The 21891-nt window shown below is 71.2% G+C and carries 20 protein-coding genes and 1 pseudogene; 7 read left to right on the forward strand and 14 right to left on the reverse strand.

The features are described from left to right. Window positions 1-2: 2 nt before the first annotated feature. From ACFXKG_RS22430 to ACFXKG_RS22465, 8 genes are all read right to left on the reverse strand, one after another. Window positions 3-1520 (reverse strand): Wzz/FepE/Etk N-terminal domain-containing protein, encoded by a 1518-nt coding sequence (locus tag ACFXKG_RS22430; protein WP_384841741.1) that lies wholly within the window; start codon window positions 1518-1520, stop codon window positions 3-5. Further along, window positions 1520-2890 carry a Wzz/FepE/Etk N-terminal domain-containing protein gene (locus ACFXKG_RS22435; RefSeq protein WP_384841744.1) on the reverse strand — a complete coding sequence of 457 codons (1371 nt, stop codon included), beginning with the start codon at window positions 2888-2890 and terminating at the stop codon, window positions 1520-1522. The genes ACFXKG_RS22430 and ACFXKG_RS22435 overlap by 1 nt, the downstream gene beginning before the upstream one ends. Continuing rightward, the gene (locus ACFXKG_RS22440; protein ID WP_384841747.1) at window positions 2887-4152 is read right to left on the reverse strand and encodes a glycosyltransferase family 4 protein; all 1266 of its coding nucleotides are present in this window, start codon (window positions 4150-4152) and stop codon (window positions 2887-2889) included. The genes ACFXKG_RS22435 and ACFXKG_RS22440 overlap by 4 nt, the downstream gene beginning before the upstream one ends. Continuing rightward, window positions 4142-5467, reverse strand: coding sequence for a nucleotide sugar dehydrogenase (locus ACFXKG_RS22445; RefSeq protein WP_384841750.1), 1326 nt, complete (start codon window positions 5465-5467; stop codon window positions 4142-4144). Before ACFXKG_RS22445 ends, ACFXKG_RS22440 begins: the two co-directional genes overlap by 11 nt. An 83-nt stretch (window positions 5468-5550) precedes the next feature. Then, window positions 5551-7029 carry a sugar transferase gene (locus tag ACFXKG_RS22450; RefSeq protein ID WP_384841753.1) on the reverse strand — a complete coding sequence of 493 codons (1479 nt, stop codon included), beginning with the start codon at window positions 7027-7029 and terminating at the stop codon, window positions 5551-5553. A gap of 644 nt (window positions 7030-7673) precedes the next feature. Next, window positions 7674-8315, reverse strand: a complete 642-nt coding sequence (locus ACFXKG_RS22455; RefSeq protein ID WP_384841756.1) for a pentapeptide repeat-containing protein — start codon at window positions 8313-8315, stop codon at window positions 7674-7676. 131 nt (window positions 8316-8446) lie between these two features. Beyond that, window positions 8447-8578 (reverse strand): multiple cyclophane-containing RiPP AmcA, encoded by a 132-nt coding sequence (gene amcA / locus ACFXKG_RS22460; RefSeq protein ID WP_384841968.1) that lies wholly within the window; start codon window positions 8576-8578, stop codon window positions 8447-8449. 40 nt (window positions 8579-8618) lie between these two features. Next, on the reverse strand, window positions 8619-8921 hold the full coding sequence (locus ACFXKG_RS22465; protein ID WP_384841760.1) for a hypothetical protein: 303 nt from the start codon (window positions 8919-8921) through the stop codon (window positions 8619-8621). A gap of 31 nt (window positions 8922-8952) precedes the next feature. On the opposite strand from ACFXKG_RS22465, the gene ACFXKG_RS22470 reads away from it, so the two are divergent. Then, window positions 8953-9306: a DUF6086 family protein gene (locus ACFXKG_RS22470; RefSeq protein WP_384841763.1), complete on the forward strand. Its 354-nt coding sequence runs from the start codon at window positions 8953-8955 to the stop codon at window positions 9304-9306. 134 nt (window positions 9307-9440) lie between these two features. On the opposite strand, the gene ACFXKG_RS22475 is transcribed toward ACFXKG_RS22470, so the two are convergent. Both ACFXKG_RS22475 and ACFXKG_RS22480 read right to left on the reverse strand, forming a co-directional pair. Beyond that, the gene (locus ACFXKG_RS22475) at window positions 9441-9650 is read right to left on the reverse strand and encodes a DUF397 domain-containing protein (RefSeq protein ID WP_384841766.1); all 210 of its coding nucleotides are present in this window, start codon (window positions 9648-9650) and stop codon (window positions 9441-9443) included. Beyond that, a complete protein-coding gene (locus ACFXKG_RS22480; RefSeq protein ID WP_384841769.1) occupies window positions 9647-10498 on the reverse strand; it encodes a helix-turn-helix domain-containing protein in 852 nt (283 codons plus the stop codon). The genes ACFXKG_RS22475 and ACFXKG_RS22480 overlap by 4 nt, the downstream gene beginning before the upstream one ends. Before the next feature lie 159 nt (window positions 10499-10657). Between ACFXKG_RS22480 and ACFXKG_RS22485 the strand changes: the two genes are divergently transcribed. After that, window positions 10658-11116, forward strand: coding sequence for an ATP-binding protein (locus ACFXKG_RS22485; RefSeq protein WP_384841773.1), 459 nt, complete (start codon window positions 10658-10660; stop codon window positions 11114-11116). A gap of 128 nt (window positions 11117-11244) precedes the next feature. On the opposite strand, the gene ACFXKG_RS22490 is transcribed toward ACFXKG_RS22485, so the two are convergent. Then, window positions 11245-11658 (reverse strand): SHOCT domain-containing protein, encoded by a 414-nt coding sequence (locus ACFXKG_RS22490; protein WP_384841776.1) that lies wholly within the window; start codon window positions 11656-11658, stop codon window positions 11245-11247. A gap of 642 nt (window positions 11659-12300) precedes the next feature. Here ACFXKG_RS22490 and ACFXKG_RS22495 point away from each other — a divergent pair. Further along, a pseudogene (locus tag ACFXKG_RS22495) lies at window positions 12301-13401 on the forward strand (polysaccharide lyase family 1 protein); the annotation flags it as partial. A gap of 3 nt (window positions 13402-13404) precedes the next feature. On the opposite strand, the gene ACFXKG_RS22500 reads toward ACFXKG_RS22495, so the two are convergent. Then, window positions 13405-14067, reverse strand: a complete 663-nt coding sequence (locus tag ACFXKG_RS22500) for a TetR/AcrR family transcriptional regulator (protein ID WP_384841779.1) — start codon at window positions 14065-14067, stop codon at window positions 13405-13407. Window positions 14068-14209: 142 nt separating this feature from the next. Between ACFXKG_RS22500 and ACFXKG_RS22505 the strand changes: the two genes are divergently transcribed. Both ACFXKG_RS22505 and ACFXKG_RS22510 read left to right on the forward strand, forming a co-directional pair. After that, window positions 14210-14842, forward strand: coding sequence for an FMN-dependent NADH-azoreductase (locus ACFXKG_RS22505; protein WP_384841782.1), 633 nt, complete (start codon window positions 14210-14212; stop codon window positions 14840-14842). A 224-nt stretch (window positions 14843-15066) separates the two neighbouring features. Further along, complete coding sequence (locus ACFXKG_RS22510; protein WP_384841785.1) at window positions 15067-15957, forward strand: MBL fold metallo-hydrolase; 891 nt, start codon at window positions 15067-15069, stop codon at window positions 15955-15957. A gap of 58 nt (window positions 15958-16015) precedes the next feature. On the opposite strand, the gene ACFXKG_RS22515 is transcribed toward ACFXKG_RS22510, so the two are convergent. Both ACFXKG_RS22515 and ACFXKG_RS22520 read right to left on the reverse strand, forming a co-directional pair. Next, window positions 16016-16147, reverse strand: a complete 132-nt coding sequence (locus tag ACFXKG_RS22515; protein ID WP_384841788.1) for a hypothetical protein — start codon at window positions 16145-16147, stop codon at window positions 16016-16018. Between the two features lie 58 nt (window positions 16148-16205). Further along, on the reverse strand, window positions 16206-18713 hold the full coding sequence (locus ACFXKG_RS22520) for a SpoIIE family protein phosphatase (protein WP_384841792.1): 2508 nt from the start codon (window positions 18711-18713) through the stop codon (window positions 16206-16208). A 307-nt stretch (window positions 18714-19020) separates the two neighbouring features. Between ACFXKG_RS22520 and ACFXKG_RS22525 the strand changes: the two genes are divergently transcribed. Next, on the forward strand, window positions 19021-20358 hold the full coding sequence (locus tag ACFXKG_RS22525) for a gluconate:H+ symporter (RefSeq protein WP_384841795.1): 1338 nt from the start codon (window positions 19021-19023) through the stop codon (window positions 20356-20358). A 92-nt stretch (window positions 20359-20450) separates the two neighbouring features. Next, the gene (locus tag ACFXKG_RS22530; RefSeq protein ID WP_384841798.1) at window positions 20451-21779 is read left to right on the forward strand and encodes an enolase C-terminal domain-like protein; all 1329 of its coding nucleotides are present in this window, start codon (window positions 20451-20453) and stop codon (window positions 21777-21779) included. The last annotated feature ends 112 nt before the right edge of the window (window positions 21780-21891 follow it).

Genomic DNA, 21891 nt, shown 5'->3' on the forward strand with positions numbered 1-21891 from the left:
TCCTACCGTGCCTCCTGGTCGCTGTCCGGGACCCGTGCCGCCCAGCTCGGCAGCCGCTCCGTCCGCCCTCGTTCCGTCCCGTTCCGCCCGGCCGGACGCTCGCCCCGGCCGGGCGCCGCGGTGCCCGGCCCGTTCCACAGCGTGCCGTCGGTCCGGTCACGCGGATCGGGGTCGATCAGCACCACACCGATCACCGGGACGCGCTGGTCCGCGAGGTGCCGCGCCACGGTGTGCAGCCACGCGGCGCTGCCGTGCCCGGCCCGTACGACGAGCACGGTCCGGGTGCCGAGGTGCCGGAGGTCGTTCCACGCCGTGCCGGGCGCCACCGAGCCGACGCCGAGCCGGCGCTCCTGACGCGACCCGGTCGCGGCCTCCTCGCCGCTGACCACGGCCGGGTCCCCCGGCTTCGGGCGGCGGCCGGCGAGCCGGGATCCGGGCAGACCGTCGACGACGACCACCGGCCCCTCCGCCGCCAGTGCCCGGGCGAGATCCAGGGCGATCGCGCTCGCGCCGCGCGCACACCCCAGTTCCAGGAGCGACACCGGCCGGTCGGAGCCGCGCACGGTGCGCGCCAGGGACGTGACGAGCCGTTCGTGGGCCGCCCGGGTCCGCCGGCGCCGCCACCGCCCGGCCGGCCGGCCGGGCAGTTCCGCGATGACCGAGGCGCCGAGGTGCGCCGCGATCTCCCGGCGCAGTACGGGGCGGTCCGCCACCACCGTGGAGACCGCGGCCACCGACAGCCCGAGGACGAGCCCGAGGACGAACCCGATCCCGGCGTCGGTGGCGGCGGTCCGCGGCAGGGAGTGCCGCACCGCGCGCGGGGCGTCGACGATCTGTGTGCCGGCGACGATCCGGGGCGTGCCGATGCCCGCCTCCGAGGCCCGTCGGCCGAAATCGGTGATCCGCGAGGTGAGTTCGGCCCGCCGGGCGAAGAGCGACTCCATGGCCGCCGAGGCCTGCGGCCCGCTCTGCTGCGGTCCGTCCCCGATCGCCCTGTTGACCTGGGCGAGTTCCTCCCGCATCCGGTCACGCTGGTCGAGCAGCCCCTTGGCCTCGGCGTTCGCGGCCTGCCGTATCCGCCGCACATGGTCCGCGACGAACGCCTCGGCCAGCGCCCCGGCGCGGGCCACCGCCGCCGCGTCGCTGTCACCCGTCACCGTGATCCGGAGCAGGTTGTTGGTCAGGCCGACACCCCCGTACTCCGCCATGAAGTCCTCCGGTCTCTCCGGGGACCCGAGGGACCGCAGGGCCTGACCGGCGATCAGCGTGGTCTGCAGCAGTGCGGCGTCGGTGCGGATCAGCGTTCCGGGGTCGTTCGGCTGGTCCTCCTGGTGAAGGACGAGCACCGTGGTCACCGCGGTCGGCGGCTGCGGCATCAGGACCGCCACCGCCGCCCCGGCGAGCAGCCCCAGCAGCGCCAGGGAGCACCAGAGGCGGCGCCGCCTGCGTACCGACACCACCAGCGACTGAAGGTCCAGCAGCGGAGCGGCGGCCGGCGGCTCCGGAGTCGTACGCGCCATCACCCCGGACCTCCCGTCGCGTCGGCGCCCACCGCGAGCGCCGGCGTGGCGGCGCCCCGGGGACGGGCGGCGGCGCGCGTCGGACGGTCCCGTACCGTCCCGGCGACGACGACGCCGACGACCTCGTGCCCGGCGTCCGCACACGCCTCGGCGAGGCCGGTCAGCTCCCCTGTGGTCCAGTTGCCCGCGCTGAGCACGACCAGGGCGCCGGACTCGTCGTCGCGGTCCGGCACCATCGGCCGGGCCACCGGGACCCCCACCACCCGCGGCAGCAGATCGCTCCCGGCCTCGGCGGCGAGCCGCCCGGCGGCCCGGCGGGCGGTCTCGTCGCCGTCCGGGACGACGACCAGCAGCCGCCGGGGGCCCGGCAGCCGGTCCCGGAGGCGGGCGCACACCCGCCGGTAGCGGGTCCGCCGGCCGGCCTCGTCGCCGGACGCCGGCGGGGCCGGTACGTCCCACCGGACGTCGGCGCCCAGCAGCCGGCGGACCGTGGTCCGCGGGCCACGGCCCTCCGGCCGGTGCGTGCGCCGTTCACCCGGTACGTCGACGGTGCCCAGCAGCGCCGAGCCCAGCGCCGCCGCGATCTCCGGTCCGGTGCGCGGCCGGCGGCTCATCCGCGCCGCGGTGAGATGGCCGACGACCGCGAGCAGGAAGAACAGCAGCGCCCCGCCGCCGATGAGCTGCGCCCTCGTCGGCGGTGCCGCGCCGGCCGGCCGGGCCGCCGGGCCCATGACGACCATGCCGGCCTGACCGGCGGCCGGGTCGGCCTGGTCCAGCTTGTTGACGGCCTCCTGCAGCGCGGTGCGCAGCTTCGCCAGCTCGGTGCGGGTTTGCACGCTCTCCACGGTCCGCCCCGGGTCGGCCGCGTCGGCCAGCTCGGTGATGCGGCGGCTGGTCCGCGTCACCATCTCCCGCAGTGCCTCGGGGCGCGCCGCCGCCTCGGGGTCGGTGCTGTCGCCCGCGATCCGCGCGGCGAACGCGACGAACTGCCGGGCCACCTCGTCGGCGAGCCGCTGGGCGCGCTCCGGGGTGTCGGCCGTGCCCGAGATCCTGATGATGTTCCCGTCGGCGGCCTCGGCGCTCACCCGGTCCCGCAGCTCGCCGCCGCCCTCGGCCCCGGGCCGGCCGAGCGCGGCGGCCGCCCGGTCGATCACCACCGAACTGGTCGCGATCTCCGCCTGGGTCAGCAGCTCGCGCTCCTCCCACGCCCCCGGCAGCAGGACCGACGCCGAGGTCGTGTACCGCGGCGGAAACAGCACGGAGGCGGCGAACCCGACGAGCGCGCCCGCCACGGCGAGGAGGGCGAGAAGCCGCCGGCGCCGGCGGACGATCCGCCCGATCGTGGCCAGCCGTATCGTGTCGTCGCTCAACGGCGCGGCCTCTTCCCCGCCCGGTCCGGCCCGCCCGCCGACGCCGGAGCGTGGTCACGGCAGGCGGCGGCGTAGGCGGCGAGCAGTGCCCGCTGGGAGTTCCGCCAGGAGAGCGCCCCGCCGATCCGCTCCTGGCCGATCTTGCCCATCCGGGCCCGCCGCTCCGGATCGTCCAGCAGCAGCGCGATGAGCGCGGCGAACTCGGCCTCGTCGTCGGCGGACGCGTAGACGGCGGCGTCACCGGCGGAGACGCGCGCCTCCCGGAGGTCGAACGAGACGATCGGCCGGCCCATCACCATGTACTCCAGAACCTTGTTCATCGTCGACACGTCGTTGAGCGGGTTGCACGGGTCGGGGGAGAGGCACACGTCCGCCGTGGACAGGTAGCGCACCAGCTCGGCGTCCGGAACGCGCCCGGTGAACTGCACCTGCTCCGCGAGCCCGAGCCGCCGGGACAGCTCCACCATCGCGTCGAACGTGTCGCCGCCCCCGACGAACACCGCGTGCCAGTCCGTCCGCCCCAGCTCGTCACGGAGCTTCGCGAGGGCCCGCAACGCGTAGTCGACGCCGTCCTGCGGGCCCATGACACCGAGGTAGCACAGCAGATGAGGCTTGCCCCGCTTCAGCTCCGGCTCGGGCGGTACGGGGCGGAACCGGTCGGTGTCGGGCGCGCTGCGCACCACGAAGACATCCTCCGGCCGCCGCCCGCCCCGGCCCATCGCGACGTCCCGGTAGCTCTCGTTCGTGGCGAGCACGATGTCCGCGGCCCGGTACGTCAGCCGTTCCAGCGCGGACACGGCGCGGTGGAGCAGGTCCTCGCCGCGGCCGAACCGGGAGAGGTACAGCTCGGGCACCAGGTCGTGCTGGTCGAAGACGAACCGCGCGCCGCGCCGCTTCAGCCACAGGGCCGGCAGGAACAGCAGGTCGGGCGGGTTGCAGGCGTGGACCACGTCGACCGGGCCGACCTTCCGGGCCAGCCGTACGGTGTGCCACAGCGCCGCTCCGTACTCCCGCAGGTAGCCGGCCGGCCCCCCGGTGGCCGCGCGCAACGGGTAGCGGTGGATCCGCACCCCGTCGATCTCCGCCTCCGCCTCCGTGTCCCGCTTGCTGCCCCGCGGACAGATGACGTGCACCGTCCAGCCCGCGTCGCGCAGCGTCGTGCACTCCTGCCACACCCGCCGGTCGAACGGCACGGACAGGTTCTCCACCAGGATCAGCGCGCGCCGGCCCGGCCGGCCGCCGCCGCTCGCGTCACCAGGCAAGGCCCACGTACCCCGGCTCGGCCCGGCGCGCCTCGGCGTCGGGAAGGCGGACGAGGTCGACGATCACGGGTCCCTCGCCATGGGGAAGCGCCGACAGCACGGCCGGATCCTTGGTCCCGACCAGGCACACCTCGGCATGCTCCAGCACCTCCTCGACGGAGTCCGCGAGCAGCTGCGCGAGGTGCGGCAGCCGGGTCTCGATGTACTCGCGGTTCGCGCCGAGCAGCCGGGACAGGCTCACGTTGGCGTCGTAGATCCGCAGGTCGTACCCCTTGCCGAAGAGCCGCTCCGCCAGTTCGACGAGCGGACTCTCGCGGAGGTCGTCGGTGCCGGGTTTGAAGGACAGCCCGAACAGTCCCGCCCGGCGCTTGCCGGTGCGCTCGACCAGCTCCACCGCGCGCTGCAGATGGTCGGAGTTGGAGGGCAGCACATGGGCGAGGATGGGCACCGAGACATCGGCGCGCCGCGCCGCGTGGACCAGGCTGCGCAGGTCCTTGGGCAGGCAGGAGCCACCGAAGGCGAAGCCGGGCCGCAGATAGGCGGGGCTGATGTTCAGCTTGCGGTCGGCCAGGAAGACGTCCATCACCTGGTGCGAGTCCACCCCGAGCGCCTGGCACACCGCGCCCAGCTCATTGGCGAAGCCGATCTTGAGGCCGTGGAACGCGTTGTCCGCGTACTTGATCGCCTCGGCCGTCGGGACCGGCACCCGGAACACCTCGCCGGGCAGGCCCTCGTACAGCGCGGCCACCACGTCGCCGCTCGCCGGGTCGAGTTCGCCGATGACGGTCTTGGGCGGGTCGAAGAAGTCCCGCACGCTCGTGCCCTCGCGCAGGAACTCCGGGTTGACCGCGACCCCGATGTCCACCTCGGCCGTGCCGCCGACGTACTTCTCCAGGATCGGCAGCAGCAGGTTCAGACAGGTGCCCGGGAGCATGGTGCTGCGGAACACCACGGTGTGCCGGCCCCCTTGCTTGGCCCCCTCGGCCAGCGCGGCGCCGATCTCCTCGGTGACCCGCTCCAAGTACGTGGTGCACAGGCTGCCGTTGGGCTCCGACGGTGTGCCCACGCAGACCAGCGACACCTCGCTGTCCGCGATCGCCTCGCGGACGTCGCCGGTGGCGCGTAAGGCCCCGGTCCGCACGCCCTCGGCGATCAGCTCGCCGATCCGCTCCTCGACCACCGGGGCCTTGCCGTCGTTGACCAGGTCGACCTTCACCTGGTTCACGTCCACCCCGACGACCTCGTGCCCCATGCCGGCCAGGCACGCGGCCGACACACAGCCCACGTAACCGAGCCCGAAAACACTGACTCTCATGACGCGTTCCTCCCCCCCGGGCGGGCATCCCCGGCCCGCGGTCCGCGCGCCGGCGGGACCATCGGGTCGCGGCCCCCCGCGCATCAGTAGGCCCCCTGCCCGTAGACCACGGCACGCAGGGTCTTCCACAAGATCACTGTGTCCAGGGCGAGCGACCAGTCCTCCACGTACCGCAGGTCCAGCCGGACCGTCTCCTCCCACGACAGGTCGCTGCGTCCGCTGATCTGCCACAGGCCGGTGAGTCCGGGCTTGACCAGCAGCCGCCGCCGGATGTCCGGGCCGTACGCGGCGGACTCCTCCGGCAGCGGAGGCCGCGGCCCGACGAGCGACATCGAGCCGGTGAGCACGTTGAAGAGCTGCGGGAGCTCGTCGACCGAGTACCGGCGCAGCACCGCTCCCACCCGGGTCACCCGCGGATCCCGGCGGAGCTTGAACAGCAGGCCGGCGCCCTCGTTGTGGTCGGCCAGCCCGGCACGTGCCCGGTCGGCCCCGGCGACCATGGTGCGGAACTTGAGCATGGTGAATTCGCGGCCGTCCTTGCCGACCCTGCGCTGGCGGTAGAACGCCCCGCCCCGGCTGTCCGCCAGCACGAGCAGCCCGACGGAGGCCATCAGCGGCGCGAACACCACCAGCAGGACCGCCGCGCCCAGCCGGTCGACGACCTCCTTGACCGCCCGGCGGCCCCCGGTGAAGGCCGGCATGCTGACCCGCAGCAGCGGGATCCCGAGCACCGCGTCGATGTGCAGCCGCGGGCCGGCCACCTCCATCAGCACGGGGGCCACGACCATCTCGGCGTCGCTGCCTTCGAGGTTCCAGGCCAGCCGCTGCAGCCGGTCCGGTGACCAGTGCGGGTCCGGTGTGATCGCGACGACCCGGTAGCCGTCGCGGCGGACATGGCCCGCGACATCCGCCGGCCGGCCGACGATCGGCACACCGTCCAGCTGTCCGGCGTCGGGCCCGAAGCCGTCCGTCGTGCACACCGCGTCCACCCGCCAGCCGAGGTGCGGGAACTTGCGGGTCCGGGTGATCAGATCGCGTACGGTGTCCGGGCTCCCGGCGGCGAGCACCGGTCTCAGACACCGCCCTTCCTTCCGCTGTCTGTGCAGCCAGAGGCGCAGCAGATACCGCACGGTCATGGTGACGAGCGCGATCGCGGGGATCGCCACGAAGATCCAGAGCTTGATGTTGCGCGAGGTGAGGGCGATCCCGCCGAGCGCCAGTAGGACGGTGGCCGCGAACAGCGAGCGTCCGAGCCGGCGGAATTCCTCGGCACCCTGGCCGAGCACGGCCGGAGCCCACGACCGGCCCACCGCGAGCGCCCCCAGCACCAGCAGCTCGGTGCCGAAGGCGAGAATCCCCCACTTCTCATGCCAGTTGGCCGCGTCCCGGGCCCCGAAGAAATTGCCGATCGCCGCCACCACGAAGGCGGTGGCCATCGTATCGCCGGCGATCACGGTACGTCGGTACCGCTGCTCCCAGTCGCTCGCGGGCCGGCCCATCGCCCCGTTCGCCAGACGCCCGCGCGCTGACGGAAAAGGGCTGAGTAATCCCCCTTGACGCACAGAACCCCCCAAGGTCCCCAGTGGTTCGACGTGTTCGCCTCACACTGTGCTCAGCTCAGGAGGCCCCCACCTCCCGCACCGTTCCTCCCCCCGGGGACCCCCGCCCCCCGGCGCACGACAATCGGGCTGTTCGAGAGCTACGTGAACAACCCGCCCTGAGCTACGTGAACAACCCGCCCTGACGGCAACGGACCCGGAGGCCCTGCCGGTCTCTCAAGGTGCGCGGAAACCCGTTTCGATACCCCGGGCGCTCCCCGCGCCCAAGGCCCTCCCGGGCTCCTGGAACCGAACACCCGGCGCCTGGCGCCGGGGCGTGACTGCTGGCTTTCCGTACGGCCGGACCTATAGATCATTAACAGTCACCTCGTGCCCGAAGGGCCGAAGCACGGTCAATCTAGACCATCGGGGCCAGGATGAAGAGAGGGTGTGTGGAATTTGTGGTCAGTCTTTGAGGCAGGATCCACCAATCAGTCACGACCCACGGGTCTCTTCCGGCCATCGCGCCGCTCCAGCGACTCTCCCGGACCGGGCGCACCGAGCGGTTCCGCCGGTGGAATGTTCGGGAATCACTCGGCACTCGTTGGTTCACGCGTGGGGCCTTGCGGATGACCGGTCGCGACGCGTTCGGCGGTCGGCCGAGCCGACTACGTGTCGTCGCGGTCTTCGCCGAAGGTGACATCCAGCTCCGAGGTGAGGGCTTCGGCCAGCTGGAGTGTCTGGGCCTGGTCGATGACGATCTGCTTGAGCGAGGAGAGGCCGCGGAGCTGGGAGAGGTCGTTGCCCCGCAGGTCCAGGCCGCGGTACTTCCCACCCTCGAACTCGGTCAGCCGCAGGTTGCAGTCGTCGATCAGAGCGGCGCCGAGGTCGGCGGCGGAGAAGGTGGTCTCGCGCAGAGAACACTTGGAGAAGATCACGGGCGCGGCGGCCCGGATACGGGTGAAGGTGCTGTAGTCGAGCTTGCAGTTCTCGAACAGGACGTTGTCGAGCGTGGCGTCTTCGAGCGCGGCGCCCATCAGCTTGCAGTCGCGGAAGACGGCCCGGGAGACCTTGCTGTCGGTCCACCGCAAGGAGGCCAGGTCACAGCCGAGGAACTCCACGGAGTCGACGCGGAGCTTCTCCAGCCGGGTGCGCTGCACCTTGAGGCCGGTGATCCGCCCGTTCAGCAGGTGGGTATCGGCCAGGTTGAGGTCCCTCAGGTCGGCGTCGGTGTAGTGGAAATCCGCCAGTCGGCCACGGCCGCCCTCCAGCGAGGCGACGTTGGAGAGGTAGAGGCCCGGCTCGTCCAAGGTGGGGAAAGTGATGTTTGTGCGGCGGATCGTGCGGGTGTCCATCAAAGCCTCTCAGCGCGGTGACTCGATCTCCGGGGCTGTCGGCACCCCAGGAGGTACGGACGGCGGGACGGCTCCTTTTTCTTGTTTCAGTCGTCCCAGGTCGGGCGGTTGCCGAAGGGAGCCGGGCGCTTCGCCCAGTTGTCCCACGTGGGCTTGTTGTCCCACGCTCCTTCAACGATCACCGGGGCCGGGACGTCGTGCGTGGCCACCAACTCCATCACGAGGGGGCATCGGACGCGGCGAGCCTGTCCAGGACTGTCATACGGCTGTCTCGAAGGTTTGAAGGACCACGATGTCTACGACCCTGTTACTGGGAACCGCATCACCGACATCGACCACTTTGGGAAGGGTGTGATGTAGGAAAGCAAGACCGCCATCTACGCTGACAGTGATTGACTCGATGGCAAAGCCAACAAGAAGCTCGCGGAATACCTGAAGTGCCGATCGCTGCTTCCCGGCTACGAGAACGCCCCCATCGGATTCCGGTTCACGAAGTCCGGGATGGACCCGCGTTTCCGGGCTGCGCTGGAAGCGAGGTTCGAGAAGCTCAGGAAAGATCACCCGGGCTCGACCTCAGACCGGAGATAGCAGATTGAGTTACCCCTTCGAAACGGGCGGCGAAACCATCTGGGACGCGGGTTACTACAGCGGCCGGCTGTACGAGTCCCTTGCCTGCGGCGCGGCCGAGTTCCTGGAACTTCCGTCTGGCTTGACTCCGAACGACCGAGGTGGCTGTGACGTGCAGCCGGCAATTTTCCGGGTCTTCGTTGAAGGGTTGTACCGTCATTACGCCACGACGCAGAACCCAGTGCTGCACGAACTCACGTGCGGTCTGTTGGTCACCTCTCTCGTGATGCTGGAACGGGCGGGGGAGGAGATTGCTCTGACTGACAGGGACTCGGCAGCACTGCTGGAGGAGAAAACGCGCCTCGCGCGGGCCATGTAATCGGGCCAGATCGCAGGTTGAAGTTGCCCCGCTGGACTTATCCCCCGGCGGGGCGATCGCGACAGCTCCCTCGGATGGAGCCTTTTCCGTTTCATCGAGGACCACCACCGCGCCTGGGGCGTGCAGCGGGTGTGTCAGGTGCTGGAAGTCGCTTCTCGGTTTTGGGCGGAGCAGGAGATGAAGTCGTGCCACGCGGTGGGGGAGAGGGCGAGTTCGGGGCTTCGCCGGTCCTTGGAGTCCCGGACGTGGATCGCCTGCGTGCCCTTCGCCACCTCGACGCAGGCGTCACCGTCGGAACCGCTGTAGCTGCTCTTGAACCAAGTCCGTTCGTCGATGCTGCTCATAGCGCTCCTCGCAGTCGCTTCAGCAGGCTCCTGGAGTCCTCGGAGGTGAGAGCCTGTGAGCGCAGTTTCGCATACCGCTGGAGCATGATGCTGACCTCCTTCAGGTCCGAGATCAGCATGCCGCCACGCTGGCCCTCCGCATAGCCGAACCACTTGTTGTCCGGGGACTCCAGGAGCATCAACGGTCCGTCGAACCCGGCGTGGTCGGGCTGGTGGCGAGGCATGATCTGCAACTCGATGTTGAACCGCGACGACCGCTCCAGGAGGCTGTCGAGCAGCTCCCGTGTCACGTCAGGACCGCCCGTGCCGCGCTCGACCAGCGCCTGTTCGATGATGAAGCTGAACGCGATCGGCGGCTTGCGCTCGAACAGTTGCTGGCGCTCCAGCCGAGCCGTGACCTGCTTGGTCACCTGCTCCTCGTCCTTCACGGGCGGCACGCTCTCGGTCACGGCACGCGTGTACCGCTCGGTCTGGAGCAGACCGGGAACCACCCGGCACTCGTAGGTCCACAAGGTCATGGCCTGCGCCTCCAGCCGGGCCCACTGGCGGAACCAGCTCGCCAGTCCCGCCTGGCGGGAGAGATGCGGCGCGGCCTTCCGCAGTGCTCCCGTGTTGCCGAGGGCCTCCTCCGCGCGCTCCACGAAATCGCGGTCCGGCATCCGGCGCCCCTGCTCGACCGAGGCGACCGTGTGCTTCGAGAAGCGGACCAGGCCGCCGAACTCCTCGCGGCTCAGGCCCGCGTGTTCCCGTAATGCCTGGACGACCGCGCCGAAGGTGCGCAGACTGTCCGAGGCGCCTGGTTCCGAGCCACCCGCTCCCGTACCGCCGTCCGTGTTCTCGTAGGCCACCGCCGGACACCTCCCGTGCCACCGCCCGCCGAACCGCTTCCGACCCGGGGATCGTTACACGCCGTGACGCGTACTGTCCACCGAATGTGCTCGTACGCTGACGCTGCGTACTCGGAATGGCTCTGGTGAATCACCCTGATCCGGTGTCACTTTGGGCATATGACACCACCGTTCACCCCCACAACCCCCCAAGAGCCCGTCACCGTACGTGTGTTCAGCCAGCGGTTCAGCTCCACCCCGCGCGGAGCCCGGCTCGCCCGTCGGCTCGCGCTGCACCAGCTCGATGCCTGGGACGTGCCGCACGGGAGCGACGCGTCCGACATCGCCGCCCTGCTCGTCGCCGAGCTGAGCGCCAACGCCGTCACACACGGGCGCGTTCCCGGCCGGGACTTCGAGGTCACCCTCAAGCTCCTCCGCCGGACCCTGCGTATCGAGGTCTCCGACACCCGGGGTGAACGCCGACCGCCGGCCCCCGGCACGCCCCGCCCCGAGCCCCGGCCGCTCGCGGAGACCGGGCGAGGGCTGCTCCTCGTGGAGGCGCTGGCCGACCGGTGGGATGTCCTCGACCGTGTTCCCGTGGGAAAGACGGTCGTGGCCGAGCTGGACCTGCCGCGCTGACATGCCGCGATGCCGTCTTCGGTCTGAGCCGGGCCGGAGGGCATCACCTGGCACGGGTGAGCCGAGCCGCTTCCTGTCACCACGCTTCCGCCCCGGTGAAAGGGCCGCACTTCACGCGAGGTGGCGGATCAAGCCGCGAGAACCTTGGCCTTGGCCCGTTCGAACTCTTCTGCCGTGATCTCACCGTGGTTCTTGAGATCGGCGAGCCGGGAGAGTTCCTCCGCCTGGTTGCCGGCCCCGGCGCTCTGGCGTACGTAGGAACGGAACTGCTCCTCGTTCCGGCGGGCCAGCTTCATCTCACGTTCGCCCATCCCTCGCCCGCGGGCGATCATGTAGACGAACACGCCGAGGAAGGGCAGCAGGATGACGAAGGCGGTCCATCCCGACTTGCCCCAGCCGCTCAGCTCGTCGTCCCGGAAGATGTCGGCGATGACGCGGAAGAGCAGCATGAACCAGAGCACGCAGAGAAGGACCATCATCATGGTCCAGAACAGGTTCAGCAGCGGGTAGTCCACTGCCAGGTTCAGCATCGAATCCCTCATGGTCGGCCTCCATGGCAGTTCGTCTGCTGTACCGCCGTACCGGTCGACGCCCGAATGCGGGCTCGGAACAGCAGGGAGTGGACGTGGTCCGCATCCGGCCAATCTCATTGTCGTCTCCTGCGCCGCGCATCGCCAGGCGGGTGAGGCGCGCTCCGTGCCGCGGCCTGATTTCGCGGGCGTCCAGAACCTTGCCAGCCCGGCGGAAGTCGCCCTATCCTCACCACCGGAAAGCGCTTTCTCCCTTCGTGATCCTCGTTCCGGTGAAAGTCAAGTCGCGGCGGACCACCGCGACTTCACGCACGAGCCGCCACCGATCCGGCACGGGGCAGCGCCCAGGACGCCGACGCGTCGTGGAGCGTAGGGCGTACGCCATGACGAAGACGCATCGCGCCGTCCGGCACGGTTTCAGCGGCGACGGCTTCCCCTGACGGGAGGCGGGTCGCGCAGGTTCGGGCCGTGGCTGAACGGCCGGCTTGATCGCACCGCAGAAGAGCATCCCGCAACTGGGCCGGGCAGGGCTTGACCGGAGAGGACCGGCAGCCCCGCCCGACGTGGATTTGGCATGAGCGTGTCACGTGTTCAGGCCCTGCTCCATGTCGTGCGCCGTGCCCGGTACGCCAAGACGAACGAGGAGAGCCGAGCATGAAGAAACCAGTCTCACTGCGCCTCTACGCGGCGCTGGCCACCGCGGCCCTCGCGGCCGCCACCGGTGTGGTGGTCTCGACGCCCACGGACGCGGTCGCGGTCGGCAGCGCCACCGGATACGCCACCCAGAACGGCGGGACGACCGGCGGGGCGGGCGGACAGACCGTACGGGCCACCACGGGCACCGCGATCCACCAGGCCCTGTGCGGGCGGGCCAGCAGCAGCACCCCGATCACCATCGAGGTCGAGGGGACCATCAACCACGGCAACACCAGCAAGGTGTCGGGCAGCAGCTGCAACACCGCCGCCGGGGTGATCGAACTCAAGGAGATCAGCAACGTCACGATCCTGGGGGTCGGCGGCGGAGCCGTCTTCGACCAGCTCGGCATTCACGTCAGGGACTCGAAGAACATCATCATCCAGAACGTGACCGTGCGGAACGTCAAGAAGTCCGGCTCGCCCACGTCCAACGGGGGTGACGCCATCGGCATGGAGCGCAACGTCCGCAACATCTGGGTCGACCACACCACCCTGGAGGCGTCGGGCGGGGAGTCGGAGGGGTTCGACGGCCTCTTCGACATGAAGGACAACACCCAGTACGTGACCCTGTCCTACAGCATCCTGCGCAACTCCGGCCGCGGCGGGCTCGTCGGATCCAGTGAGACCGAGCTCTCGAACGGCTTCATCTCGTACCACCACAACCGGTACGAGAACATCGACTCCCGTGCGCCCCTGCTGCGGGGCGGTGTGGCCCACATGTACAACAACCACTACGTGCGGCTCAACGATTCCGGCATCAACTCCCGTGCCGGGGCCCGGGCCAAGGTGGACAACAACTACTTCGAGGACTCCAAGGACGTCCTGGGCACCTTCTACACCGACACGGTCGGTTACTGGCAGGTCGCCGGCAACACGTTCGACAACGTCACCTGGTCCACCCCCGGCAGCGAGAACAAGCCCGCCGGGCCCAACCCGCAGTCCAACACGACGGTCAGCATTCCGTACTCCTACAGCCTGGACGCGACGGCCTGCGTGCCGAACATCGTGAGCCGGACGGCCGGAGCGGGCAAGGGGCTGCAGGTGTCGAACGGCAGTTGCTAGCTAGGGCTCGGACACCGCGTCGGGCTCATCCGGGGTCGGGCTCGCGCGGTGTCGTCCCGTGACGCATTCGATGAGTGCCTGCCAGCTGTTGACGAGATGGCGGGCGGTGTCCGGGTCCGGCGGCGCGGTGGGTGCGGCCGCGGACAGGTAGAGCAGGAGGGGGCCCTCCAGCGCCGCCGCGAGCTGGAGGGTGAGGCTGTCCAGCTCGGGCATGTCCCCGCTGGTCCGGCCGAGGAGCATACGGATGTGGAGCCGGCTCAGGTTGACCCCGCTCTCGGGCGCCGGCCCGTCCCGCTCCATCGCCGCCCGTGCCATGGCGTGGTGGTGCAGGAGGAAGGGGATACGGGCGCGGCCGTAGGCGATCAGACGGTCCTTGGGGTCGGCGCCCGGCCCGAGCGGCGGCGGGCCGGACATCACCTGCTCCTGGAAGCGCCGCTCGTCGTCCTCCAGCAGGGCGCGGAAGATTCCGGCGCGGGTGCCGAAGCGGCGGAAGACGGTGCCCTTGCCCAGCCCGGCGCGTTCGGCCAGGCCGTCCATGGTCAGCTTCTCCACGCCGTGCTCCGCGATCATCTCGCGCGCCGTCTCCAGCAGGCGCTCGCGGTTGCGCACCGCGTCGGCACGTTCCCCACGCGGCTTCCCGAAGGGCACTACAGGCCGGTTCACACGGCCAATCTACCGTCCTGAAATATAAACGGGGTGCAGTCCGCTTATGCTGACGTGTGTCGCACGGCGCCGGACGACACCCGGGCCGCCGTACTCCGCCATGCCCGCAGCCGCGGACCGTCCGCCTCAAGGAGCCACGTACATGAACCTGTTCCGCCTGGACGCCAGCATCCTGCCCGGTGTCTCCCACAGCGCCCAGCTCGCCGACCTCGCCGAGGCCGAGTGGACCACCGGGCACCCCGAGGGCACGATCACCCGGCGCCACCTGGGCACCGACCCGCTGCCCGCGGACGCCTGGGCCCACGCCACCACCGCCGGGTTCACCCCTGAGGCGGACCACACCCCGGGACAGCGCGAGGCGCTCGCCCTCGCCGCCGAGCTGGCCGGGGAACTGGAGAACGCGGACACCGTGATCCTGGCCGTGCCGCTCTACAACTACGGCGTCTCGCAGCACTTCAAGACCTGGGCCGATCTGGTCATCGCCGGCGCTGGTCCCACCGCCCCGCTGCTGAAGGGCACCCCCACCCTTCTGGTCACCACCCTCGGCGGCGGCTACGGCCCCGGCACCCCGCGCGAGGGCTGGGACCACTCCACCCCGTACCTGGAGCGCGTGGTCGGCGACATCTGGCAGGCCGACCTCACCCTCGTCAAGCGTGAGTTGACCCTCGCGGCCACCAACCCGGCCATGGAGAGCCTGCGGGACCTCGCCGAGGAGCAGCACACCCAGGCCCGGGCCGCCGCCCGCGACGCCGGCCGGGCCCTCGCCGGCAATTAGTGCCGCGACCGGCAGGTTGTCCTGAACCAGCCTGCTCCTGACAGGAGCAGGCTGGACCCGGCCGGCAGCGGCAGACTCGGGCCTGCGGGCAGCGTCCACGAGCAGGGCACGCCCCGGCTCGTCCGGCTCGTCCGGCGCATCCGCCCGGCCGCCGCCCCGCGCGGCGTGCCGGCGCCCGGGTGCTCACGGCGCTGCCAACCCGAACTCCCCCGGAAGGACAACCGATGCGGCAGGTATCACGACGGAGCATGGTCGGCGGCATGACCGCGCTCGCGCTCGGCGCGGCGACGCGGGCGAACGCCTCCCCGCGTCCACACGGATCGGGAAAGGGTGCCTGCACCGTGCGTCACGTGGTCGAGAAGACCTGGCACACCAGGCAGCCGACCGTGATGTTCCCCGACCTGGCACAGGAGTTCTGGGACGCGCACCCCGAGTTCTGGGACCCCGCCGAGGGCAGGCTGGTCACCCGGTCGCTGACGTGGGTCCTGCGCCGGAACAACCGAGTCGTCCTGGTCGACACGGGGATCGGCAACAACAAGGAGCGCCCCGGATCCCCGGACTTCCACCAGCAGAAGTCCCGGTACCTCGACCTCCTGGGCATCCGCCCCGAGAAGGTGGACCTCGTGATCAACACCCACCTCCACACCGACCACGTCGGATGGAACACCCGGCTGGACAGGGGGAGGTGGGTGCCGACCTTCCCCAGCGCCACGTACGTGTTCCCGGAGGCGGATTACGAGCACTTCCGCGACGACCCGGCCGTCGAGGACAGCGTGACACCGGTGATCAGGGCCGGGAAGGCGGTGCTGTGGCGCGGGAAGCGGCACCGTATCGACCGTGACCTCGTCCTGGAGTCCGCGCCGGGCCACACCCCCGGCGCGTCCGTGCTGAAACTCCGCGACCGGGCCGTCTTCCTGGGAGACCTCCTGCACAACCCGGCCCAGCTGCTCGAACCGGCCACCAACAGCTTCTTCTGCCTCGACCCGGCACAGGCCCGCGCCTCCCGCGCCCGCGTGCTCGACTGGGCCGCCGACACCGGCGCCGCCGTCCACCCGACCCACTTCCCGGGCGGCCGTATCACCCGTACCGGCCACGGTTTCCGCCTCCTCGACTGAGGCGCGGCGGGGAGAACCACGGGAGCGGGCGCCGGGACCGTAGCGGCCGGCGCCGTGCTCACGTCAGGACGCCGTGCTCACCGGACTGGCCGTCGCCGAACACATCGCCGCCGAACGGGCCGTCACCGCCGTGGTCGCGTACAGCAGCTACCTGCTGATCGGCCTGCGCCTGGCGGGTGCGCGTCGCCACGGAATTGATCGTCGGCGTTTCCACGGCACCGGTGGGCCTCTCCAGCTGACCGGCCCGGTCAGCTCGCGGAGAGGCTCTGCTCCGCCCAGATCGTCTTGCCGGTGTACGTCTGGCGGGTGCCCCAGCCCTGGGTGAGCTGTGCGACGAGGAGCAGTCCGCGGCCGCCCTCGTCGGAGGTGCGGGCCCGGCGCAGGTGGGGTGTGGTGCTGCTGCCGTCGGAGACCTCGATGACGAGGTCGCTGTCGCGGATCAGCCGGAGCCTGACGGGGGCGTCGCCGTAGCGGACGGCGTTGGTGACGAGCTCGCTGACCACCAGCTCGGTCACGAACGCCGCCTCGTCCAGGCCCCAGGCGGCCAGTTGACGGCAGGCGTTCTTCCGGGTCTCCGCGACGGCGGCGGGGTCGTGCGGCACCTCCCAGGTGGCGACGTGGGCCGCGTCCAGGGCACGGGTACGGGCCATCAGCAGGGCCACGTCGTCGGCCGGGCGGTCCGGGAGGAGCGCGCGGAGCACGGAGTCGCAGGCGACGTCCAGGGACGGGGCGGGACGGGCCAGTACCTCGCGCAGCGTGCCGAGGCTCTCGTCGATGTCGTGGTCACGGGACTCGACGAGACCGTCGGTGTACAGCACCAGGACGGATCCCTCGGGCAGCTCCAGCTCGGTGGTCTCGAAGGGCAGGCCGCCGAGGCCCAGCGGCGGGCCCGCCGGGACGTCGAGAAACTCCACGGCGCCCCCCGCGGTCACCAGCGCGGGTGGGAGATGGCCGGCGCGCGCCAGGGAGCAGCGCCGGGAGACCGGGTCGTAGACGGCGTACAGGCACGTCGCGCCGGTGTCACCGGTATCGCCGGTGGCACCGGCGCCGTCCTCGCCGCCGGCCTCGGCGGAGAGATGGATGACGAGGTCGTCCAGATGGGTCAGGAGTTCATCGGGCGGGAGGTCGACGTCGGCCAGGGTGCGGACGGCGGTGCGCAGCCGGCCCATGGCGGCCGAGGCCTGGACGCCGTGGCCGACCACGTCGCCGACGACGAGGGCGACCCGGGCGCCGGAGAGGGGGATCACGTCGAACCAGTCGCCGCCGACGCCCGCCTGTGTGCTGGATGGCAGGTACCGGGACGCGACCTCGACGGCGGCCTGCCGGGGCGGCCGGGCCGGCAGGAGGCTGCTCTGGAGGGTGAGCGAGGTCCGGCGCTCGCGGGCGTACCGGCGGGCGTTGTCGACGCACACCGCGGCCCTGGCGGTGATCTCCCCACCGAGGAGCAGGTCGTCCGGGGTGAAGGGCTCCGGGCGCCGGTGGCGGGTGAAGACGGCCACACCGAGGGTGATGCCGCGGGCCCGCATCGGCACGGCCAGCACCGAGTGGATGCCGTACCGCCGCACCCGCTCGGCCCGCTCCGGGTCCTCGTGCTCCCACCCGGCCAGCACGCGGTCGGTCAGCTCCCGGATCAGCGGCCGGCCCGTGGCCAGGCACTCCGCCACGGGCGAGCCGCCCGGGTACGTGGCCACCGCGCCGCGCGGGACCACGGCCTCGGGGCAGCCCGCCAGTACGGAGCGGACGGCGACCCGGCGCAGCATGACGGGGCCGCTCGGGGCACCGGCGCGCGGGTCGCCGCCGCCCTCGATGGAGGGGAGCAGGTCGACGGTGACGAAGTCGGCGAGCTGCGGGACGGCCACGTCGGCGAGCTCCTCCGCGGTGCGGGCGAGGTCCAGGGTGCTGCCGATCCGCAGGCTGGCGTCGTTGAGCAGCACCAGCCGCTCCCTGGCCAGGTGTTCCTCGGTCATGTCCCGCGCCGAGAGGAGCACGCCCCGCACCGTTCCCGCGGTGTCCCGCACCGGGACGAGGGAGAGTGCCCAGACGCTCTCCCGCTCGTGGCCCGCCAGCCGCAGGGCCACCTGCCCCTGCTGCGGCGCGCCGGTCGCCAGCACCCGGCGCATCAGCTGTTCCGTCCGGTCACCCTGCGGATCCGCCACGATCTCCGAGACGCGCAGACCCCGCATCGCCTCCTCGGGCAGGCCCATCACTCGTTCCATGTCCTGGTTCGCCAGCCGCAGCCGCAGACCGGTGTCGTAGAGCGCCATCGTGGCCGGGGACTGGGCGAACGCCCACATCGCCAGCGCCTCGGCGGGCAGCGGCGACGGCGGGCCGGCCGGCGCGGAGACCAGGAGCCATCCGCCGCCACCGCCGCCACCGCCGGCGTCTCCGTCCCCTCCGTACCTTTCGCTCCCTCCGTCCCCTCCCTCACCGCCCGCGCGGTCCGGCATCCGGTGGTGGGCCAGCAGGCTCACCGCGAGGGCGCGGCCGTCCCGGTGGCGGAGCGTCACCGTCCCGTTCCACCTCGACAGTGCCCGCAGGGCTCGCACCGTCCCCGGGTGCGGTTCCGTGGCCAGCAGCCCGGCCGCGGTCCGTCCGACGACCTCGGAGGACCGGTAGCCGAGCAGCCGCCGCGCTCCCTCGTTCCAGCCGGTGACGATCCCGCGCGGATCCACGGTGACCCTCGCCGTGGCGGTTTCCGCGGCGGGATCCTCCGGCCACGCCGCCCGGCCGTCACCGGCGGCCTCCGATCGCGTCATCGTGCACAACCGCCCTCGCCTCGGTCCTTCCACCATGGGCCCGCGGCCCGGGCGGGAGCAACCGAGGGCGGCGGGCGCCGAAGGTCAATCCGTCCCCGCAGACCCATTGACCCCGTGGGGCTCACCTCTCTAGCCTCTCTAACCTCTGTTCTTGTACGTGGACGACGTCTTTATATGGAGACAAAGCACTGATCCCCGCTCCGCCGTGAGGCGCGGTCCGCCCGCGTTCACACCCCTTGCTCCACCGCACGGTTCATCCGCTTGCCCGGTGCACGGTTCGGTGCACAGTTCAAAGGGGAACTGACCCATGCCACTTGTCGTCGTAGGGATCAGCGTCCTGGTCCTGCTCTTCCTCATGACACGGCTCAAGCTGAACGGTTTCGCCGCCCTCCTGCTCGTCGCCGTCGGGGTCGCCGTCGTCCAGGGCATTCCCCTCACGGAGATCGCGGACGTCCTCTCCGAGGGCATCGGGGGACAGATCGGCGACACGATGCTCACCATCGGGCTCGGCGCGATGGTCGGCCGGGTGATGGGGGACTCCGGCGCCGCCCAGCGCATCGCCACCAGACTCCTCGCCGTCTGCGGCACCCGCGGGGTGCAGGTGGCGATGGTGGCGACGGCCATGCTCATCGGCGTCACGATGTTCTACGAGGTGGCCTTCGTCATCATCGTGCCCGTCGTCTTCACGCTCGTACGCGTCACCCGGGCGAACCTCCTGTGGGTCGGGCTGCCGATGTCCATCGCCCTGTCCACCATGCACAGCTTCCTGCCGCCGCACCCGGGGCCGACCGCGGTGGCCTCGACCTTCCACGCCTCCGTCGGACTGACCCTGTTCTACGGTCTGTTCATCGCCGTGCCCATCGGCGCGGCCATCGCCCTGGTGTGGCCGCGGCTCGCGTTCGTCCGGGCCATGAACCCCTCCGTGCCCAAGGGGCTGGTGAGCGAACGCGTCTTCGAGGGAGAGGAGATGCCGGGCACGGCCTGGTCGCTGGCGGTCGCCCTGCTGCCCGTCGTGCTGATCGCGGGCGCCGCCGTCACCGACATGGCCACCTCGGCACAGACCCCGCTCACGCACTTCGTCGCCTTCATCGGCTCGGCCCCGATCGCCCTGCTGCTGACGCTGGTCGTGGCGATCTGGGCGTTCGGGCCGCGGATCGGCCGGAGCCTGTCGGAGGTCAGTGCCTCGTGCCGGGGGGCGGCGCAGGCGATGGCGATGATCCTGCTGGTGATCGGGGCCGGCGGGGCCTTCAAGCAGGTCCTCGTCGACGGCGGCATATCGGACTACATCAAGGACGTCACCGACGGCTGGTCCATCTCACCGGTCGTCCTCGCCTGGCTCGTGGCGGTGATCCTCAGGGTCGCCCTGGGCTCGGCGACGGTCGCCGTCGTCACGGCGTCCGGCGTGGTGCTGCCGCTGCTCGCGGGCAGCGGGGTGCCGCCCGAGGTCATGGTGCTGGCCGTCTCCTGCGGCTCGATCGCCTTCTCGCACGTCAACGACCCGGGTTTCTGGATGTTCAAGGAGTACTTCAACCTGTCGGTCATCGAGGCGATCAAGGCGCGCACCACCTATACGACCGTGCTCTCCGTCCTCGGACTCGGTGGTGTGCTCCTCCTGGAACGTGTCCTGGAGATCCTCAACATCTGACATCTGACATCTGCTTTCTGCCCTCTGCCGCCTGCCCCCCCCGCGTTCTCGGAACCGCCCCGCACCATCAGGATCCTGGAAGGACTCGCCTCATGAGCCAGCCCGTCGTCACCGGCTTCTCCGTGTATCCGGTGGCAGGCCGTGACTCCATGGCACTCAACCTCTCCGGCGCACACGCCCCGTACTTCACCCGCAACGTCCTGGTCGTCCAGGACTCCGAGGGCCGGACCGGCGTGGGCGAGGTGCCGGGTGGCGAGCGCATCACCCGTACGCTGCGCGAGGCCCAACCTCTCGTCGTCGGAAGCCGGTTGGGCGACCACAAGCGGGTGCTGCGGGCCCTGGGGGAGCGGTTCGGCGGCCGTGACGCGGGTGGGCGCGGGGAGCAGACCTTCGACCTGCGCACCACGGTGCACGCCGTGACGGCCGTCGAATCGGCGCTCCTCGACCTGCTGGGCCAGCACCTGGAGGTGCCGGTGGCCGCGCTGCTCGGGGACGGCAAACAGCGTGACGCGGTACGGGTCCTCGGCTACCTCTTCTACGTCGGCGACCCCGGCAGGACCGACCTGGAGTACGTCCGGGAACCCGGCGCGGACGTCGAGTGGTACCGCGTCCGGCGCGAGGAGGCGCTGACCCCGGAGTCGATCGTCCGGCAGGCGGAGGCGACGTACGAGCGGTACGGCTTCCGGGACTTCAAGCTCAAGGGCGGTGTCCTGCCGGGGGCGGAGGAGGTCAAGGCCGTACGCGCGCTGAAGGAACGCTTCCCCGGGGCGCGGATCACCCTCGACCCCAACGGCGCCTGGTCGCTGCGGGAAGCGGTCGAACTGTGCCGGCCCCTGGTCGGCACGCTCGCGTACGCCGAGGACCCGTGCGGAGCGGAGGACGGCTTCTCGGGCCGGGAGATCCTGGCGGAGTTCCGCCGGGCCACCGGCCTGCCCACCGCGACCAACATGGTCGCGACGGACTGGCGCCAGCTCACCCACGCGATGGCGCTGCAGTCGGTCTCCATCCCGCTCGCCGACCCGCACTTCTGGACCATGCAGGGGTCGGTGCGGGTGGCCCAGCTCTGCCATGCGACGGGGCTGACGTGGGGCTGCCACTCCAACAACCACTTCGACATCTCGCTGGCGATGATGGCCCACTGCGGGGCCGCCGCCCCCGGGGAGTACAACGCCCTGGACACCCACTGGATCTGGCAGGAGGGCCTGGAGCGGCTGACCGTGGAGCCCCCGCGCATCGTCGCCGGCGAGGTCGCCGTCGACGACACCCCGGGGCTCGGCGTCGAACTCGACATGGACCGGCTTCTCGCCGCCCATGAGCTGTACGTGGAGAAGAACCTCTCCGGCCGGGACGACGCCGCCGGGATGCGTTTTCTGGTACGGGACTGGGAGTTCGACAGCAAGCGTCCCTGCTTGGTGAGATGAGACATTGCCGCACTCATGTCCCGCCTATTGCGACGGCGGAACGAGGATGCGGTACGAAGGCACGCCATGGCGTGCCATGGCGCGACAGGCCGTCAGAAGAATGAATCGTCCG

Source organism: Streptomyces sp. NPDC059255 (assembly GCF_042752355.1).
Lineage (GTDB): Bacteria > Actinomycetota > Actinomycetes > Streptomycetales > Streptomycetaceae > Streptomyces.